Origin of the sequence: Streptomyces vastus (genome assembly GCF_039532825.1) — a bacterium.
Taxonomy (GTDB): domain Bacteria; phylum Actinomycetota; class Actinomycetes; order Streptomycetales; family Streptomycetaceae; genus Streptomyces; species Streptomyces vastus.
Map to the genome: position 1 here is coordinate 151,384 of NZ_BAAASJ010000039.1, position 18,001 is coordinate 169,384.

Consider the following 18,001-nt stretch of genomic DNA (forward strand, 5'->3'; position numbering starts at 1 on the left):
CCGTTCAGCAGATGTAACCCCGCGGTTACCAGCGGCCACTCGGGGACCGCCGCACTGCTCGTGGTCCTGCCGGATCAGCTGGTCTTGACCTTGATCTCGCCGCTGATGATCTTCTCCTTGGCCGTCGTGATGGCTTTCTGGAGTTCGGTGTTGTTCTTGAACTCCGGGTTGGAGTCCGCGAGGCCGACCTGACCTGCCTTGAGATCGCCCCTGACGATACCGGTCTCGGGCTTGCCGTCCTCGACCGACTTGGCAAGGTTGTACACCGCCTTGGCGACGTCCTTCGTCGCCGAGGTCAGGATGTGGTTCTTGTACTTGGCGAGGGCTTCCTGCTTGTACTGGTCGGAGTCGACGCCGATCGCCCACACCTTGCCCGCGGCGGCGGCCTCGATCACACCCTGGCCCGAGAGACCCGCCGCCTGGTAGACGACGTCGGCCTTCTTCTCGATCTGGCTCTCGGCGGCCGTCTTGCCCTTGTCGGGGCTGGAGAAGCCACCCTCCTCCGCGGTCTGCGTCAGATACTGCGAGAGCACCTTCACCTTGGGATTCGTGTCCGCGACGCCCTGCTCGAAGCCCGCCTGGAACTTGTGGATCAGCGGGATGTCCACACCGCCCACGAAGCCGACCGTGTTCGTCTTCGTGGACTTGGCGGCGGCGACACCGGCGAGGTACGAGGCCTGCTCCTCGGAGAAGACCAGGTCCGCGACGTTCTTCGCCTCGATCGTGGAGTCGTCGACGATGCCGAAGGTGGTGTCCGGGTACTTCTCCGCCGCCTCCTTCACAGCAGTCGCGTAGGCGTAGCCGACGCCGACCACCGGGTTGTAACCCTGCTTGGCCAGCGAGACCAGACGCTGGGTCTTGTCCGCGTCCGTCTCACCCTCGGTGGGCTCGACGTCGGTGGTCTCGTAGCCGAACTCCTTCTTCGCCCGCTCCAGGCCCGCGTACGCCGCGTCGTTGAAGGACTGGTCGCCCTTGCCGCCGACGTCGTAGGCGATGGCGAGCCCCTGGTTGCCGTCCGCCTCCGAGGAGGCGGAGGTCGAGGTGCCGCCACAGGCGGTCAGGGCGAGGGCGAGAGAGGTGGTCGCGGCGCCTGCGAGAGCGAGGCGGGAAACCCGGCGCATGAGTTGTTGCTCCTGTCGTACAAAGCGGCCTTGGTGAAGTCCGGTGCGGTACCGCGCCCGTGAGGGGCGCGGAGAACTGCGCGACCAGCCTCCGCCGGCCCGCGGTGCATCACGGTTCTTCCAGCGGAGCGCCAAGCGCCCTTGCGGTATGACTCTGGCGCTGGCTTCGCCGCAGAGTAACGCGCGTAGACCCGCGAGAAAACCCCTCCCGTTCACCTTGTTATCCGGCCGTGAACAACACCGCGGAACCCGGCGAAAAACGAGCAGGCGGGCGCCGTGCGCGCCCGCCTGCCTCCCCCAACCGTGCCGAGCAATCGTTACTCGGTCTTGACCTTGATGGTGCCGTCGATGATGGCCGCCTTGGCCTTGTCCACCGCGTCCTTGAGGCCCGCGATCTTGGCGTACTCCGGGTTGGTCTCGGAGAGGCCGACGCCGTCCACCTTCAGGTCGAAGGTTTGCACGCCCGTCAGCGGCTTGCCGTCCTCGACGGACTTGGCGAGCGCGTACACCGCACCGCCGACATCCTTGAGCGCGGAGGTCAGGATGTAGTTCTTGAACTTGGCGAGGGCTTCCTGCTCGTACTGGTCGGAGTCGACGCCGATCGCCCACTTCTTCTGGGTGGCGGCGGCCTCGATCACGCCCTGGCCGGAGAGGCCGGCGGCCTGGTAGACGACGTCCGCGTTCTTCTCCAGCTGGGACTCGGCGGCGGCCTTACCCTTGTCGGGGCTGGAGAAGCCACCCTCCTCGGCGGTCTGCGTCAGGTACTGCGAGAGCACCTTGACCTTGGGGTTGGTGTCGGTGACGCCCTGCTTGTAACCGGCCTCGAACTTGTGGATCAGCGGGATGTCCACACCGCCCACGAAGCCGACCGTGTTCGTCTTGGTCGCCTTGGCGGCGGCGACACCGGCGAGGTACGAGGCCTCGTTCTCGGCGAAGACCAGGGACGCCACGTTGTCGGCCTCGACGACCGAGTCGACGATGCCGAAGCTGACCTTCGGGTACTTCTTGGCGACTTCGGTCATCGCGGGCCCGTAGGCGAACCCGATACCGACGATGGGGTTGTAGCCCTGCTTGGCCAGCGAGGTCAGGCGCTGCACCTTGTCGGCGTCGGTCTCACCCTCGGTGGGCTCGATGTCGGCCGTCTCGTAGCCGAACTCCTTCTTGGCCTTGTCCAGGCCCGAGAAGGCGGCGTCGTTGAAGGACTGGTCGCCCTTGCCTCCGATGTCGTAGGCGATGGCGAGGCCCTTCTTGCTGTCGCCCTCACCATCGCTGCTTCCGGCTTCGCTGCTGGTGCCGCCGCAAGCCGTGGCAGCGAGCGCGAGCGACGCGACCCCCACCGCGACTCGGGTCAGTTTGGATATCCGACGCATCTCGAAGTTCCCCATTCTCAAAAGCCCCGCAGTGGGTGCTGAGTTCGGCGCACAGTAACGCGCGTAGACCCTCTGGGGAATGGGGTACCACCGGGCCGTTATCCATTCGTGCCAATGGCCGGTTAAGTCCTCGTGAACCATGGCCGCGAAAGGTGCGGCTCAGCACATAACCCACCTCCCGCACCTCACACTCCGTATGCCCGGTCAGCCTCTACGTGGCGGTGCGCGCGCCGTAGAGGCACGCGCACCGGCTGCTATGGGGCTGGACGAGGCACAACCGGAGTGACGCCGTGCGGCCACCCGGACTACTGGGCACCTATGGGGTCACGTCGAGGAGGGCGGTCGCGGTGAAGAGCTCGACACCGACCGTGATGGCGTGCTCGTCCGCGTCGAAGTCGCCCTGATGCAGATCCCGTACGCCCCGCTCTCCGGGCGTCCGCACACCCAGGCGGGCCATCGCGCCGGGCACGTGCTCCAGGTACCAGGAGAAGTCCTCGCCGCCCAGGCTCTGCTCGGTGTCCTCGATGGACTGGGCGCCGAAGCGGGCGGCCATCGCCTCGCGGAGCAGTTCGGTCGTCATCGGGTCGTTGACGACGGGCGGGACGCCACGGATGTAGTTGATCTCCGACTTGGCCTTGTAGAGGTCGGCGATCTCGTCGATCGCGGCGTGCACGAGGTCGGGGGCGGCCCGCCAGGAGTCGAGGTCCAGGCAGCGCACGGTTCCGGACAGCTCGGCGTGCTGCGGGATGACGTTGCAGGCGTGCCCCGACTCGATACGGCCCCAGGTGACGGCGAGCCCGCTGCGAGCGTCGACGCGGCGCGCGACCAGGGCGGGCACGTCCGTGACGACGCGGGCGGCGGCGGTCACGAGGTCGGTGGTGAGGTGAGGGCGCGCGGTATGTCCGCCGGCGCCGTCCAGCGCGACCTCGAGCCGGTCGCACGCCGAGGTGATGGGTCCGTGCCGCAGCCCGATGCGCCCCGCGTCGACCCGCGGGTCGCAGTGCACGGCGACGATGCGTCCGACACCGTCCAGGGCTCCTGACTCGATGGCGTCGGGCGCACCGCCGGGCAGCACTTCCTCGGCGGGCTGGAAGATCAGCCGTACGGCGCGCCTCAGCAGGCCCTTCTTGTGCAGCTCGGCGAGTACGAGTCCGGCGCCCAGCACCACGGTCGTATGGACGTCGTGTCCGCAGGCATGCGCGCGGTCGGGGACGGTCGAGCGATACGCGCAGTCGACCTTCATGTCCGGGATCGGCAGCGCGTCGATGTCCGCGCGCAGGGCGAGCATGGGGTGGGCGGGGTCCGGTTCGCCGATGTCACAGATGAGCCCGGTTCCGATGGCGAGCACACGGGGCCGGAGCCCGGCGCGCTCCAGCCGCGCCTTGATCGCCGCGGTGGTACGGAACTCCTGGTTGCCGAGCTCGGGGTGCATGTGGAGGTCGCGGCGGAACGCTACGAGTTCCGTGCGCAAGCCCTCCGGGAGCGTGCCGGGGAGCACGGCTCCGCCAGTCGTTTCGGCCTCGGACTCTAGGGACATCAACTGGTTCACCCTTTGAAGGGTAGGGCGACTCGGGGGCCGGCTGACCCACGATCAACAAAAATTCAGCCCGCCGGCCGAGAAAACCCGACCGCGTCGCGCTTACATATCAGCCGCGATGGGTACACTCGCCCGGCTTTCGGGCCCGAAGCGGGGTCTCCGCTCCCGGAGCCACGGGGATGACCGGTGCTGCCGGTGGAGGCCGGACCTCGGTACCCGGACTTCTACGCATACCACGCATCCCAGTCGCGGGCCGTTCCAGCCCGCGTGGCGGTACGCCCGCCGGCAACGCATCGCACGGCCTTCCCCGAAGCCGACGTTCCGCCGAAGAACGCGTGAACCGCGGCCACCGACCCCATGCCGCGCAGTATCGTCCCCGACCGTGAGCGAACCGGACTTCATACGTAACACCCGCGCGTCCTACGACTCGATGGCCACCGAGTACGCGGACCGCTTTCCCGACGACCTGGAACACAAGCCTCTGGACAAGGCGCTGATCAACGGGTTCGCCGAGCTCGTGCGGAGCGCCGGGGTCGGCCCGATCGCCGATGTCGGATGCGGGACGGGGCATGTGACGGCGTACCTCAGCAGCCTGGACACGCCCGTGTTCGGGATCGACCTGTCGCCGAAGATGGTCGCGATGGCCCGGCAGTCGTACCCCGAGCTGCGTTTCCACGTGGGCTCGATGACGGCCATCGACCTTCCGGACGACGTACTCGGCGGAATCGCGGCCCTGTACTCCACGATCCACGTCCCGGACGATCAACTCCCCGACGTTTTCACGGAGTTCCACCGCGTACTCGCCCCCGGCGGCCACCTGCTGCTCGCCTTCCAGGCGGGCGACGAGCACTTCGAGCTGACGGAACGCTTCGGCCACGCCATCTCGCTGGACTACCACTGGCGGCGTCCCGAGAACGTCACCGAGCTCATCGACAAGGCCGGGCTCGTCATGCACGCCCAGGTCATCCGCGAGCCGAACGAGAACGAGAAGCTCCCGCGCGCCTTCCTGCTGGCCCGCAAACCCAATTGAGCACCCGCACCGAGCCGCACTTGAGCCCGCGCTGGGCCCTCCTCAGGTTGCCGTCGTGACCGCCGACAACCGGTGTACGTCGCGGGCCGTTCCCGTGACTCCCGACAGGAAGCCCTGGGCCCGCGGGGAGGCGGTCGCCGTGAGCCACGCCGGGTCGATGTCGCAGACGGCGACGCGGACTTCGGTGCCGGCGAGCGCCAGCGGCAGAGTGTGGACGACCGTCGAAGGGAAGCTGAGGATCGTGCGGCCGATGGGGCCGCGGCGGGCGATCAGTTCGAGAGGGAGGTCTGGGCGGACGATCTCCAGGCCGGTTTCGACGGCCAGCCGGTGGAGTTTGTCGGTGCTTTCGCGGCGGTGTGCGAAGTAACGGGTCGCGCCGTAGGTCTTGGTGAGCCCCTTCACCGCGTCGAGGTAGCGGTCGGGGTCCACGACACCCGTCTCCACCAGGGAGGTGCCCACGAGGTCGGCGCCCTTGGTGAGGCGCGGCGGGCCGAAGCGGGCGCGGGTCCAGGAGAAGTCGTTGGCCGTGACGTGGACGCCGTCGGGCGTCTCGGTGATCGGCATGGAGGAGAACACCTCCACGCGGCGCCGGGAGCCGGGCGTGAGGCGGCGCCGGGCCGAGGCGGAGACCGGCGCGAACACCAGGTCGCGCGGGCCGGGCCGGCCGCCGCGCCGGTGCCAGCGCACCAGGCGTTCACCGCGGGCGAGTTGGGAGACGAACTCCATCGTCGCGGTGCCGTCGTCCACGACGACCAGGTCGCGGGCGCGGGTGATGGTGAGCAGGAGTTGTACGTAGCGGGAGAACGGGTCGCCCATGACGATCCGTTTCGCCCGCCGCAGCAGCGGCGCCAGGCCGCCCACCGTGTGAAAGGGCGCCGTAGCCCCACCCCGGGCCTCCTCCCAGCGCACTTCGTGCCCTTCACCACGGGCGAGTTCCGCCATGCGGCGCAGCTGCCCCCGGGTCATGGGGTCGTTGGGGGAGAGAACGACGAGGGTGAGCCCGGCGTGGGCCACCGCACCGGCAGTGCCGGGCACGGGCCCACCCGCCGGGCCGGTGGCCTCCGGCATGCGTGCCAGTCCCGCCGCATGACTCGGCCCTGCGTTCCCGGCCCTGGGACCGGACGCCGCCTCGGCGGCATCCGGCGCCGCGCCGGCCGTCGATTCGTCGGCCCCCGGGCCCGCCGCGGGTGCCGGCCACGCCGCAGGCGCGGGCGCCGGCCCTCCGCCCCCCGCGCCGGGCGCAGGCCCGGCCGACTCCCCCGCAGCCCGGAGGGCATCGGCATGCGCCCATTCCAGGACGTTGAGGAGCTGGACCGGGCTCTCCACGAACGCGAGCGTGTGTGTGGAGGCCGGGCGGGGGCCGGCGGATCCGGCGCGGGGGCTCATCGACGTATGACCGTCGCTTCCGTGAGTACGGACTGGGGAGTCCGTGGATACGGACTGATGGGGGCCGGGATCAGACCGCGACCGGCTCGCCCGCGGCGGCGGCGATCTCGGCCTCGGCGACGACGCCCTGGACGCGGCGCAGCTTCTTCATCGGGCCGAGCTCGGAGTCGTACACCTTCTTGATGCCGTCGCCGAGGGAGGCCTCGATGGTGCGGATGTCGCGGACGAGGCGGGTCAGGCCCTGCGGCTCCACCGAAGCGGCCTGGTCCGAACCCCACATCGCGCGGTCCAGCGTGATGTGGCGCTCGACGAAGGTGGCGCCCAGTGCGACCGCGGCCAGCGTGGTCTGCAGGCCCGTCTCGTGGCCGGAGTAGCCGATCGGGACGTTCGGGTACTCGGCCTGGAGCGTGTTGATGACGCGCAGGTTGAGCTCCTCGGCCTTCGCGGGGTAGGTCGAAGTGGCGTGGCAGAGAAGGATGTTGTCCGAGCCGAGGACCTCGACCGCGTGGCGGATCTGCTTCGGCGTCGACATGCCGGTGGAGAGGATGACCGTGCGGCCGGTGGCGCGCAGCGAGCGCAGCAGCTCGTCGTCGGTCAGGGACGCGGACGCGACCTTGTGGGCCGGGACGTCGAACTTCTCGAGGAAGGCGACGGCCTCGGTGTCCCACGGGGAGGCGAACCAGGAGATGTTCTTCGACTTGGCGTACTCGTCGATCTGGCGGTACTCGTCCTCGCCGAACTCCACACGGTGGCGGTAGTCGATGTAGGTCATGCGGCCCCAGGGGGTGTCGCGCTCGATGTCCCACTGGTCGCGCGGGGTGCAGATCTCCGGGGTGCGCTTCTGGAACTTCACGGCGTCGCAGCCGGCCTCGGCGGCCGCGTCGATGAGCTTGAACGCGTTCTCGAGCTCGCCGTTGTGGTTGATGCCGATCTCGCCGACGACGTAGACGGGGTGGCCCGGGCCGGCGGTCTTCGAACCGAAGGTGCGCAGACGGGAGTTGGTGCTCATGGTGGAGAAGTTCCTTACTTGTCGAGGGAGTCGAGAGAAGGACCGAGGATCCAGCTGGCGATCTCTCGGATCGCGCCGTCGCCACCGGGGACGGTGGTGACCGCGCGTGCGGCGCCGCGCACGACGTCGTGGGCGCTCGCGACCGCCACGGGCCAGCCCACGAGGGCGAAGCACGGGAGGTCGTTGACGTCGTTGCCGACGTAGAGCACGCGCTCAGGCGCGATGCCCTGCTCCTCGCACCACTGCTTCAGTGCGAGGTCTTTCCGGTCGATGCCGTGGAGGACCGGGATCTGCAGCTTCCGGGCTCTGGCGGCGACGACCGGGTTCTGCTCCGTGGACAGGATCAGCATCGTCAGGCCGCTCTTGCGGAGGGCCGCGATACCGAGTCCGTCTCCGCGGTGCACGGAGACGAACTCCCGTCCGTCGGAGTCGATCAGCACCCTGTCGTCGGTCTGGGTGCCGTCGAAGTCGAGGACGACCGCGTCGATGTCGTCAGCGGTCGGGAGGGCGCCGGGGCGGTTCGCGTCGAACAGCGGCGCCAGTGCGCGGGCCCGGGCGAGGTCGTGCGGGTCGTCGATCTCCAGCACGCGCGCGGGGTCGGTGCGTACGAGCTCCGTACGGCCGAAGAAGCGGTGCTTGTGCTCGCGCAGCCCGGCGGCGTCCATGGCGTACGCGGCGCCGGTCTCCAGCAGGTCCTGCGGGCGGTCCTGGCGGCGCGGGCGGAAGGACTTGTCGTGGTTGACGCCGTAACCGCCGTCTGTGGCCGTGGTGTTGGCGACGGCCGTGCCACCGCCGACGGCCTGGGTGGCCCGGGTGTCGACCACGGCCGGGTCGTCGTCGGCGTCCCGCCAGATGAAGCCGTGGAAGGGCGCCACGGTCAGCGCGGTGTCCGCGCCGTTCTCCACGACCGCGCCCGCGACCCCGTCGAGGTCCTCGCGGACGATGAACGGGCTGGTGCACTGCACGAGGAGCACCACGTCGACCGCGGATCCGTGCAGCGCCTCGTGGGCGTCCATGGCGTGCAGGACGGCCGCCTCGGAGGTGGCGGTGTCGCCGGCGATGGCGGCGGGGCGCAGTACGACTTCCGCGCCGGCTTCGCGGGCGGCGGCGGCGATCGCCTGGTCGTCGGTGGAGACCACGACGTCCGTCACCAGCCGGGCCGCGCGGCATTCGCGCACCGCGCGGGCCACCAGCGGCACGCCACCGACCGGGAGGAGGTTCTTGGCGGGGACGCCCTTGGAGCCGCCCCTGGCGGGGATCACCGCGAGCACGCGACGTACCGGCTTCACCCGGCCCGCCGTCGCCTGGTCCGCTTCCGAGTTGGTCATTGCCTGTACTCCTTGGTTGACGGTCGTGTGGTGGTGCGGCGCTGTATCGCGCCCCGCAAGGGGCGAGGGGAACTGCGCGACCAGCCACAACGGACCTGCAGGTTCATGACGGCGCCTTCAGCGGAGCGCTCGGCGCCCGTCGGCTCGGGGGCGCTCACAGCTCGCCCATCCGGCGGATGACGGGCGCCACACGCTGCACGCCGTGCCGGTAGGCGCCGCGCGCCGCCCGGCGCACGATCTGCCGTACGGGTCCCGGCTCGGTGTCGGCGGCGGGCGCGCCGGGCAGCGGGCTGCCGTCCGGGGCGAGGTGGTGGCGGGCGAGGATGCCGGGCAGATAGCCGGGGGCGGTGACGGGCGTGTAGTAGGGGGCGAGGGAAGGGAGTTCGCCCTTGTCGAGCAGCACGGCGATGCGCGTACGGGCCGCGTCGAAGGCCGTCTCGTACGCACCGTCGGCGGCGACACCCTGCCGTGCCACCCACTCCTCGTCGGGCGAGGGCTTGTGCCCGGCGTCGAGCTGGTCCCAGGAGGCGAGGCATCCGGAGCCGACGAAGTGGTGGTTGCCGAGCGACTCGCGCACGCCCAGGTCCGTGAGCAGGACCGTGGGAATGCGCCGGTGCAGGGACTCGAGCGCGGCCGTCGAGCTGACGGTGACCAGCAGGTCGGTGCGGTCGAGGACCTCGCCCATGTGCCCGTACACGAGGCGGAAGTTGGCGGGCAGGTCGAGGCGCTGCGCCAGCTTCTGGTAGGGCTGCTCCTCGATGTGCGTGGTGTGCTCGCCGGGCTTGGAGCGCAGCTTCAGCAGGACCTCGCGGTCCGGGTGCAGCCGTGCGTGCTGGACGAGCCGCTCCAGCAGGTACATACGGTCCTTGCGGCTCTCCGGCACGGAGGGCTGCGCGGCGAAGACGACGGTGTACGGGTCGTGCTTCTCGTACGAGTCGCCGCCGAGGAACGGCAGCGCGACCTCGGTCACGGAGGAGGCGTCGGCGCCCACTCCCTCGTACACGGCGGTGAAACGCTCCGCGTCCTGGCGGGAGTTGGCGAGGACGAGGTCCGCGCCGTGCCGCAGCAGCAGCCCGTCGGCGAGCTTTTCGTAGACGACGCCGACATAGCCGGTGACGACCACGGGGCGCTTCGCGCGCTCCTGCCAGGCGTGTCCGAGTCCGTGCAGCATCGCCTGGACGGCGCCGCCGACGAGTGCGAGAACGACGATGTCGTACTCCGCTTCCCGCAGGGTCCGCAGGAATTCGACACCGGTGACCTCGCGGAGCGAGTCCGCGCGGACGCCGACCTCTTGGAGCTGGCGGGCGGTGGGGGTCGCACGGCCGCGCAGGAGATAACCGTCGAGGCGGATGTCCGATTCGGCCGGTGCGATACGGTTCGCGGTGAGCGCGCCCCATTTCCACCGGGTATCGGAATCCGCGAGAACGGCGACTCGCAGGGAGTTCGAGGTACTTGCTGGCACATCGAAGACGCTAGGAAGCGATTCCGATGCGCGGCCCAACCGGAATGCAACAAAGGGTTAACAGCACATCGCCGAATGGCGAATCGGGCCCGGATCCGCGTAGGAAAAGGCTGGGTTCACCGTTCCGCCACGCGCCGTTCACCTGACATCTCACCATCGGTCAAGACGAATGCCGGGCTTCCCCCTAACGTCACGTGGGTGGTCAAGCTCTCCGTCATCGTGCCGTTCTACAACGTGCAGCAATACGCACCCGACACCCTGAGGAGCCTGCGTGCCAACGCGCGTCAGGACTTCGAATTCATTCTCGTCGACGACTGTTCGCGTGACGAGACACCGGACATTCTCGCGCGCGCGGAGCGCGAGCTCCAGGGTGCCGTGTACGTCAGACACGAGCAGAACGGAGGTCTGGCGACCGCGCGCAACACGGGTATCGACGCGGCGCGCGGCGAGTACCTGACGTTCCTCGACGGCGATGACTGGCTCGCGCCCGGCTATTACGCCCAACTCCTGGCAGCCATCGAGGACTTGGGCGTCGACTTCGTCCGTACCGACCATGTCCAGACGACCGCTCGGGCCCGCTCGATCCACCGGGTTCCGCACGGCCGGCGCGGTGTCGTGCTGAACCCGCGCGAGGCGATCCTGCCCGCCGACCGCTCCACGTCCGTGGACTACGCGTACGCCTGGGCGGGCATCTACCACCGCCGCCTGGTCGACCGGGGCGTTCTGCACTTCACCGACGGGCTGCGCACGGCCGAGGACCGGCCGTGGATCTGGAAGCTGCACCGCGAGGCCGAGTCGTTCGGCGTGGTGGGGCTGCTCGGTGTGTTCTACCGGCGCGGAGTTTCATCCTCGCTGACACAGATCGGGGACGTACGGCAGCTGGATTTCATTCGCGCCTTCGACCAGGTCGTACGGGAAACTGCCGAGGACCGGGAGGCGGACAAACTCCTGCCGAAGGCCGTGCGGACCTACTGTGCGATTATTTCTCATCACCTGGGTTCCATCGAAAGGTTCGAGCCTCCCGTGGCACGGAAACTGAAGTCGATGAGTGCCGTCGCATTGCGGCGTATGCCGCAGGACGTCCTCGACGACGCCCTCGACTCCATGGACGTACAGCGCGCGACGCGGCTGCGCCGGCTGCGCCGCCGTCCCGTGTCCGCGGGGGTGGCCGCGTGACCACCCAGATCTTCATGGCGTCGACGCTGTACGGCACGGCGACGCTGGCGGCGGCCGTCGACGCCGACTGCTTCCGCCCTGCCGACCGGCGCATCCTGCTGGTCTCCAACAACTCGGCGACGCCCGAGACTTCGCCGGGCATCGACGAGATGCCCGGCTTCGAGCGTCTGCGCGGCCGCTTCGACGACGTGGTCTCGTGGAACGAGACCATCTCCCCTTTCCACCCGGGCGGCTGGTCGCCGCGTCTGAACGACGTACCGCTGTGGGAGCGTCATCTGCGGCTCGCCTGGAATCTCGGTGACGACGACATCGAGCTGGCCGTCGAGTCGATTCAGGTGAACCCGGCACTCGGTGTCGCGCAGATCTTCACGGGCGCGCCCATCACCGTCTACGCGGACGGCCTGATGAGCTACGGGCCCACCCGCAGCAAGATCGACCCGCTGGTCGGCACGCGCATCGACCGGCTCCTGCACCTCGACCTGGTTCCGGACCTCAAGCCCCTGCTGCTCACCGAGTTCGACGTCGAGCCGGAGATCGTACCGACGGACGCGTTCACCAAGGTGCTCGCCGAACTCATCGACACGGGTGACGAGTTGCCCGTCATCGAAGAGCCGGCCCTGCTGCTCGGCCAGTACCTCTCCGCGCTCGGCATCCTCACCGCCGAGCAGGAAGAGGACCTGCATGTACGGATGCTGCGGGGGGCCGTCCAACTCGGCCACCAGCGTGTGGTGTTCAAGCCGCACCCCAGCGCACCGGCCCGCTGGTCGCGCGCCCTGGAGAAGGAGGCCGAGAAGCTCGGCGCCGAACTCACGGTGCTGGACACTCCGGTGCTCGCCGAGGTGCTCTACCAGCGGATGCGGCCGGCGCTGGTCGCCGGCTGCTTCTCCACGGCACTGCTCACCGCCTCGGCGCTGTACGGCCTGCCCGTCGCCCGGATCGGCACGGAGACGCTCCTGGACCGCCTCTCGCCGTACGAGAACAGCAATCGCGTCCCCGTGACGATCGTGGACGCCATGCTGCCCGAGCTGACGGACCGCAAGGCGGTCACCGAGCAGCGCAAGGGGCTCGGCACGGAACAACTCACCGAACTGCTGCGGGCGGTCGGCTACGCCATGCAGTCCAAGATCTACCCGGATCTGCGGCCGGCCGCCGAGCGGTATCTGTCGCGCCACCTCAACGGCCATAACTGGCGCTACTTCAAGCGCCGACGGCTCACCTCGCTGGGTCTGCCCGGCGCCGTGCCGGCCCAACTGGCCTTCATTCCGCGCAACGCCACCGTACGCCGTGTGGCCCGTCGCGCCCGATCGCTCAAGAGGGCCACTCTCGGATGACTTCGGTCGACTCAAAGCCCGTCCCGACGGCCTCTCCGGAGGCGGGCGCCATCGCCGTCAGTACCGGCACCGGCGCGGGCGGCACGCCACCGCCCCCGATCATCGCCCGGCCCCGTGCCTCGCGCCTTCGCGCGCTCGACGGACTAAGGCTCATAGCCGCGCTGATGGTGGCCGCGTACCACTACGGCGGCCGCGACGGCGAAGTCGCGAAGGCGTGGGGCTCCTCGGCGAAGCTGCAGTTCCCCACGATGAGCGAGTGGTTCGCGTACGGCTGCCTGGGCGTGCACATCTTCTTCGTCATCAGCGGCTTCGTGATCTGTATGAGCGGCTGGGGACGGCCGCTGCGCTCGTTCTTCGCCTCGCGTGCGTCCCGGCTGCTGCCGTCCTACTGGGCGGCGGTGATCCTCGTGACAGTGGTTTTCGCGCTGCCGGCGGTGGCGTACAAGGCCGTCTCGCCGAGCGACGCGCTGCTGAACCTGACGATGATGCAGCAGCCCCTGGGCGTGGACCGGGTGCTGGGCGTCTGCTGGACGCTGTGGGCGGAGGTCCGCTTCTACGCGCTGTTCGCGCTGTGCGTCGTCATGCCGGGCGCGAACCGCCAGGGCATCATCCTGTTCTGCGCGGGCTGGACCATGGCCGCGGCGATCGCCGAGGCGGCGAACGAGCCGCTGCTCGACCTGATCCTGATGCCCGAGTACGCGCCGTTCTTCATCGGCGGCATCGGCCTCTACCTCATCCACCGCGACCGGCACGACGCGTACGCCTGGGGCATCGTGCTCGTCAGCTGGCTGCTCGGCCAGCACTACGCGGTGGCCGGCCTGTGGCACGCCCCCAACCCGGACTTCTTCTCCTACCGCACCTCGTCCGGCATCATCCTGGTCGTCACCTTCGGCTTCGTCGCGGTCGGCGCGATCGCCCTGGGCTGGCTGAACTGGGCCCACTGGCGCTGGCTGACGGTCGCGGGCGCGCTGACGTACCCCTTCTACCTGGTGCACGAGCACCTCGGCTGGGTCGCCATCAAGGCCTACCACCAGAGCCTGAACATCCCGTCGTACGCGACCTTCCTGCTGACGATCGCAACGATGCTGCTACTGGCGTGGCTGTTGAACCGCCTGGTCGAGGACCGCTTGGGACCCCGACTGCGCTCGGCGCTGTCGAGGCCTCGTCGCTGAACGCGCCTCGCTGAACGCCGTCAAGAGCCTCGCAGCGTCACGTCGATTCCGGCGATGATCGCCGCGAGGCCTTCCTCGAAGCCACGGTCGTGGTCGCGGAACATCGCCTCGCCCGCGGCCACGGCCAGCGGGTACGCGGCGAGCCGTTCGGCGCGGGCCGCGAGGTCGTAACCCTCCTCGCCCCTGGCCGGGTCGGGCCCCATCGCCTGCTCCTCGATGACGTAGCCGATGGTGTAGCTGGTCGCGGTGAACCAGGCGCGGGCGGCGCGGGCCGGAGTGAAGCCCTCAGCCGTGAGTACCCGGAGGTAGCGCTCCATCGGGTCCGCGTACGAGGTGTCCGTGAAGTGCGTACCGCTGTAGACCTTGGCGCCGTCGCGGTAGCGCAGCAGGTGCGCGCGCAGTCCGCGCATCGCGGTGGTGACGGCGTCCTGCCACCGCGCCGGCAGCTCGCCGAGATCGGCGTTCATCCGCCGGAGCATCTCGGTCGCCATCTCATCCAACAGCGCCTGCTTGTCCTTGAAGTGCCAGTACAGGGCGGGGGCCTTGACGTCCAGTTCCTTGGCGATGGCGCGCAGAGTGAGACCTTCGAGGCCGACCTCGTTCAGCAGCCGCAGCGCGGCGTCGGCCACCAGCGCCCGGTCGATCTTCTTCGCCACAGCCACGTCCGCACCCTATCCGGACCCCGTCCGGCAGCATCTCCTTGACAACTTAACGATGTTAAGGAGATCCTCCCCGCATGGAACTTAACGACGTTAAGGAAACCGGCGTACTGGTCGTAGGTGCGGGCCCCACCGGCCTCACGCTCGCCTGCGACCTGGCCCGCCAGGGCGTACGCGCCCTCGTCGTCGAGCGGGCCGACGGGCTCTTCCCCGGCTCGCGCGGCAAGGGCATCCAGCCGCGCACTATGGAGGTCTTCGACGACCTCGGCGTGCTGGACGCGGTGCGAGCGGCGGGCGGTCGCTATCCCGTCGGCATGATCTGGCAGGACGGGAAGCGGCAGGGCGAGCACCGGATGTTCGACGAGACCGAGGCAACGGAGACCGAACCGTACGCGGGCGGCCCGTGGATGGTGCCCCAGTGGCGCACGCAGGAGATCCTCTGTGCGCGGCTGCGGGAGCTGGGCTCAGACGTCGCGTTCGGCCGCGAGCTCACCGGGCTCGCGCAGGACGCGGACGGGGTGACGGCGACGTTCGCGACGGGCGCCCCCGTACGGGCCCGGTACGCGGTGGCCGCAGACGGCGGCCGCTCCACCGTGCGCCGGCTGCTCGGCATCGGCATGACCGGCGAGACGGTCGACCCGAGCCCCACGCTGGTGGCGGACGTCCGCATCACCGGACTCGACCGCGAGAACCTGCACGTCTTCCCGCCGGCCGACGGCGAGGGCTTCCTCGCCGTCTGGCCGCTCCCGGCCGTCGAGGACTTCCAGCTCGTGGCCGACTTCGAAGACCCGTCAGCCACACCGGACCTCTCCCTGGACGGCATCCGGAAGCTCATCGCCAAGCGCACGCATCTCGCCGCCGAAGCCGTGACCGAGGTCCGCTGGGCCTCGGACTTCCGCCCACGGGCCGCGCTTGCGGACCGCGTCCGTGAGGGCCGGGTGTTCCTCGCGGGAGACGCGGCCCACGTCCACTCACCGGCCGGCGGCCAGGGCCTCAACACCAGCGTCCAGGACGCGTACAACCTGGGCTGGAAGCTCGGCGCCGTCCTGCGGGGCGATGCACCGGACGCCCTCCTCGACTCGTACGAGGAGGAACGGCTGCCGCTCGCCGCACAGATGCTGGGCCTGTCGACACGGGTCCACCGGGGCGAGACCCGACGCGGCGAGGCCACGCAGCAGCTCGGACTGGGTTACCGGCGCTGCTCCCTGGCGGTGGAGACGCGCACCGGCCTCCTGGAGGACGCCCTGCAGGCGGGCGACCGCGCCCCGGACGGCACGCGGGGCGGCGTACGCCTCTTCGACGCGTTCCGGGGGCCGCACTGGACGTTGCTTGCGGTGGGGACGAAGGTCGAACTGCCGCTGCTGGAAGAGGACTTGGTGCGCACAGTTCGCGTACCGGGTTACGAGGCGTATGGCAGCGGGGTGTTCCTCGTACGGCCGGATGGCTACGTGGGGTGGGCAGGTGAGACAGCTGAGGGACTGACGGAGTACGCAGCCCGTGTGGGCGTCCTCGGCTAGCGGTCAGTCGTCGCCGTCGAGGAGGGTGTCCACGGAGAGTTCGAGGCTGACGCCGGCATCACGGCCACGGCACCCTCCTTTGGGGAGCACCCTCCGTGAGCGTAACCGGGTAGGGGCGGATGCTGCTCGTGATCACTCATTCGGAGTAATCGACCAGCTCAGAACGCATCCGACGGCACGTAATTCCCCCAGATCTCCCGCAACGCATTGCACACCTCGCCCACCGTCGCGCGAGCCCTCAGTGCGTCCTTCATGGGGTACAGGACGTTGTCCGTGCCCTCGGCCGCCTTCTTCAGGGCGGTCAGGGCCGCGTCCACCGCTCCCTGGTCGCGTTCGGCCCGCAGCTTCGCCAGCCGCTCCGCCTGCTGGGCCTCGATGGCCGGGTCCACCCGGAGGGGCTCGTACGGGTCTTCCTCGTCCAACTGGAAGCGGTTGACACCGACCACGACGCGTTCGGCGGCGTCCGTCTCCTGGGCGATGCGGTAGGCCGAGCGCTCGATCTCCGCCTTCTGGAAGCCGTGCTCGATGGCGTTGACGGCGCCGCCCAACTCCTCGACCTTCGCCATCAGTTCGACTGCGGCCGCCTCAACCTCATCCGTCATCTTCTCGATCACGTACGAGCCCGCGAACGGGTCGACCGTCGCCGTCACATCCGTCTCGTACGCCAGCACCTGCTGCGTACGGAGCGCTAGGCGGGCGGACTTGTCGGTGGGCAGGGCGATGGCCTCGTCGAAGGAGTTGGTGTGCAGGGACTGGGTGCCGCCCAGCACGGCGGCCAGGCCCTGGACGGCGACGCGGACCAGGTTCACCTCAGGCTGCTGGGCCGTCAGCTGCACACCCGCCGTCTGCGTGTGGAAGCGCAGCATCAGCGACTTCGGGTTCTTCGCGCCGAACTCGTCCCGCATCACCCGGGCCCAGATCCTGCGCGCCGCACGGAACTTGGCGACCTCCTCCAGGATCGTCGTACGCGATACGAAGAAGAAGGAGAGGCGGGGGGCGAAGTCGTCCACGTCCATGCCGGCCGCGACCGCCGTACGCACGTACTCGATGCCGTCGGCGAGGGTGAAGGCGATCTCCTGCACGGGTGAGGCGCCCGCCTCGGCCATGTGGTAGCCGGAGATCGAGATGGTGTTCCACTTCGGGATCTCGGTCTTGCAGTACTTGAAGATGTCCGCGATCAGGCGCAGGGAGGGCTTGGGCGGGAAGATGTACGTGCCGCGCGCGATGTACTCCTTGAGCACGTCGTTCTGGATCGTGCCCGTCAGCTGGTCGGCGCTGACTCCCTGCTCTTCCGCGACCAGTTGGTACAGCAGCAGAAGCAGGGAGGCGGGCGCGTTGATCGTCATCGACGTGGACACCTTGTCCAGCGGGATGCCGCCGAAAAGTACCCGCATGTCATCGATCGAGTCGATCGCCACGCCCACCTTGCCGACCTCGCCGCTCGCGATCGGCGCGTCCGAGTCGTGGCCCATCTGGGTGGGCAGGTCGAAGGCGACGGACAGCCCCATCGTGCCGTTGGCGATGAGCTGCTTGTAGCGGGCGTTGGACTCGGTGGCGGTGCCGAAACCGGCGTACTGCCGCATCGTCCAGGGGCGGCCCGTGTACATCGACGGGTAGACGCCGCGCGTGAACGGGTAGCGGCCCGGCTCCCCCAGCTTCTCGGCCGGGTCCCAGCCCTCCAGGTCGTCCGGCCCGTACACCGGCTCGATGGGCAGTCCGGACTCCGACTCGCGCGCCATGGTGTGTGCCTCCGCTTGCTTCACATACTCGCCAGTACAGACGACCCTCGCCACGGACTGTAGTGGTGGCCGTGCGGCCGGTGGAGAGGCCCAGGCTGGGAGCTTGCTCACAGCCCGGACGAGACCCCGGTCACAACCGCTCGCAACTACGCGCCCGGTCACCA

Annotated in this window: 14 protein-coding genes; 5 read left to right on the forward strand and 9 right to left on the reverse strand. The window is 69.4% G+C overall.

Annotated features, from left to right (window positions below; genetic code table 11):
- Nucleotides 1-74: 74 nt before the first annotated feature.
- The 3 genes from ABD357_RS20265 to ABD357_RS20275 all read right to left on the reverse strand — a co-directional run bounded on the left by ABD357_RS20265 (nt 75) and on the right by ABD357_RS20275 (nt 4,028).
- Nucleotides 75-1,121, reverse strand: coding sequence for a BMP family lipoprotein (locus ABD357_RS20265; protein WP_344391788.1), 1,047 nt, complete (start codon nt 1,119-1,121; stop codon nt 75-77).
- 317 nt (nt 1,122-1,438) lie between these two features.
- Nucleotides 1,439-2,491 carry a BMP family lipoprotein gene (locus tag ABD357_RS20270; RefSeq protein ID WP_344391789.1) on the reverse strand — a complete coding sequence of 351 codons (1,053 nt, stop codon included), beginning with the start codon at nt 2,489-2,491 and terminating at the stop codon, nt 1,439-1,441.
- A 316-nt stretch (nt 2,492-2,807) separates the two neighbouring features.
- Nucleotides 2,808-4,028 (reverse strand): M20 family metallopeptidase, encoded by a 1,221-nt coding sequence (locus tag ABD357_RS20275; protein WP_344391790.1) that lies wholly within the window; start codon nt 4,026-4,028, stop codon nt 2,808-2,810.
- 382 nt (nt 4,029-4,410) lie between these two features.
- Here ABD357_RS20275 and ABD357_RS20280 point away from each other — a divergent pair, with 382 nt between their 5' ends.
- Nucleotides 4,411-5,058, forward strand: a complete 648-nt coding sequence (locus ABD357_RS20280) for a class I SAM-dependent DNA methyltransferase (protein WP_344391791.1) — start codon at nt 4,411-4,413, stop codon at nt 5,056-5,058.
- A 42-nt stretch (nt 5,059-5,100) separates the two neighbouring features.
- Here the strand turns inward: ABD357_RS20280 and ABD357_RS20285 are convergent, their stop codons facing one another.
- From ABD357_RS20285 to ABD357_RS20300, 4 genes are all read right to left on the reverse strand, one after another.
- The gene (locus ABD357_RS20285; protein WP_344391792.1) at nt 5,101-6,444 is read right to left on the reverse strand and encodes a hypothetical protein; all 1,344 of its coding nucleotides are present in this window, start codon (nt 6,442-6,444) and stop codon (nt 5,101-5,103) included.
- Nucleotides 6,445-6,514: 70 nt separating this feature from the next.
- Nucleotides 6,515-7,453, reverse strand: coding sequence for an N-acetylneuraminate synthase family protein (locus tag ABD357_RS20290; RefSeq protein ID WP_344391793.1), 939 nt, complete (start codon nt 7,451-7,453; stop codon nt 6,515-6,517).
- Between the two features lie 14 nt (nt 7,454-7,467).
- Entirely contained in the window at nt 7,468-8,781 is a 1,314-nt protein-coding gene (locus ABD357_RS20295; RefSeq protein WP_344391794.1) for a cytidylyltransferase domain-containing protein, read from the reverse strand.
- A 154-nt stretch (nt 8,782-8,935) separates the two neighbouring features.
- Entirely contained in the window at nt 8,936-10,243 is a 1,308-nt protein-coding gene (locus tag ABD357_RS20300) for a DUF6716 putative glycosyltransferase (RefSeq protein WP_344391795.1), read from the reverse strand.
- A 198-nt stretch (nt 10,244-10,441) separates the two neighbouring features.
- Here ABD357_RS20300 and ABD357_RS20305 point away from each other — a divergent pair, with 198 nt between their 5' ends.
- From ABD357_RS20305 to ABD357_RS20315, 3 genes are read left to right on the forward strand one after another with little or no spacing between them, the layout of a single operon-like run.
- Entirely contained in the window at nt 10,442-11,419 is a 978-nt protein-coding gene (locus ABD357_RS20305) for a glycosyltransferase family 2 protein (RefSeq protein ID WP_344391796.1), read from the forward strand.
- On the forward strand, nt 11,416-12,750 hold the full coding sequence (locus ABD357_RS20310; RefSeq protein ID WP_344391797.1) for an alpha-2,8-polysialyltransferase family protein: 1,335 nt from the start codon (nt 11,416-11,418) through the stop codon (nt 12,748-12,750). Before ABD357_RS20305 ends, ABD357_RS20310 begins: the two co-directional genes overlap by 4 nt.
- Nucleotides 12,747-13,922, forward strand: coding sequence for an acyltransferase family protein (locus ABD357_RS20315; RefSeq protein ID WP_344391798.1), 1,176 nt, complete (start codon nt 12,747-12,749; stop codon nt 13,920-13,922). The genes ABD357_RS20310 and ABD357_RS20315 overlap by 4 nt, the downstream gene beginning before the upstream one ends.
- A 20-nt stretch (nt 13,923-13,942) precedes the next feature.
- Here the strand turns inward: ABD357_RS20315 and ABD357_RS20320 are convergent, their stop codons facing one another.
- A complete protein-coding gene (locus ABD357_RS20320; RefSeq protein ID WP_425584942.1) occupies nt 13,943-14,578 on the reverse strand; it encodes a TetR/AcrR family transcriptional regulator C-terminal domain-containing protein in 636 nt (211 codons plus the stop codon).
- 80 nt (nt 14,579-14,658) lie between these two features.
- Here ABD357_RS20320 and ABD357_RS20325 point away from each other — a divergent pair, with 80 nt between their 5' ends.
- Nucleotides 14,659-16,098, forward strand: a complete 1,440-nt coding sequence (locus tag ABD357_RS20325; protein WP_344391800.1) for an FAD-dependent oxidoreductase — start codon at nt 14,659-14,661, stop codon at nt 16,096-16,098.
- A gap of 158 nt (nt 16,099-16,256) precedes the next feature.
- Here the strand turns inward: ABD357_RS20325 and ABD357_RS20330 are convergent, their stop codons facing one another.
- Nucleotides 16,257-17,837, reverse strand: coding sequence for an acyl-CoA mutase large subunit family protein (locus ABD357_RS20330; RefSeq protein ID WP_344391801.1), 1,581 nt, complete (start codon nt 17,835-17,837; stop codon nt 16,257-16,259).
- Between the last annotated feature and the right edge of the window lie 164 nt (nt 17,838-18,001).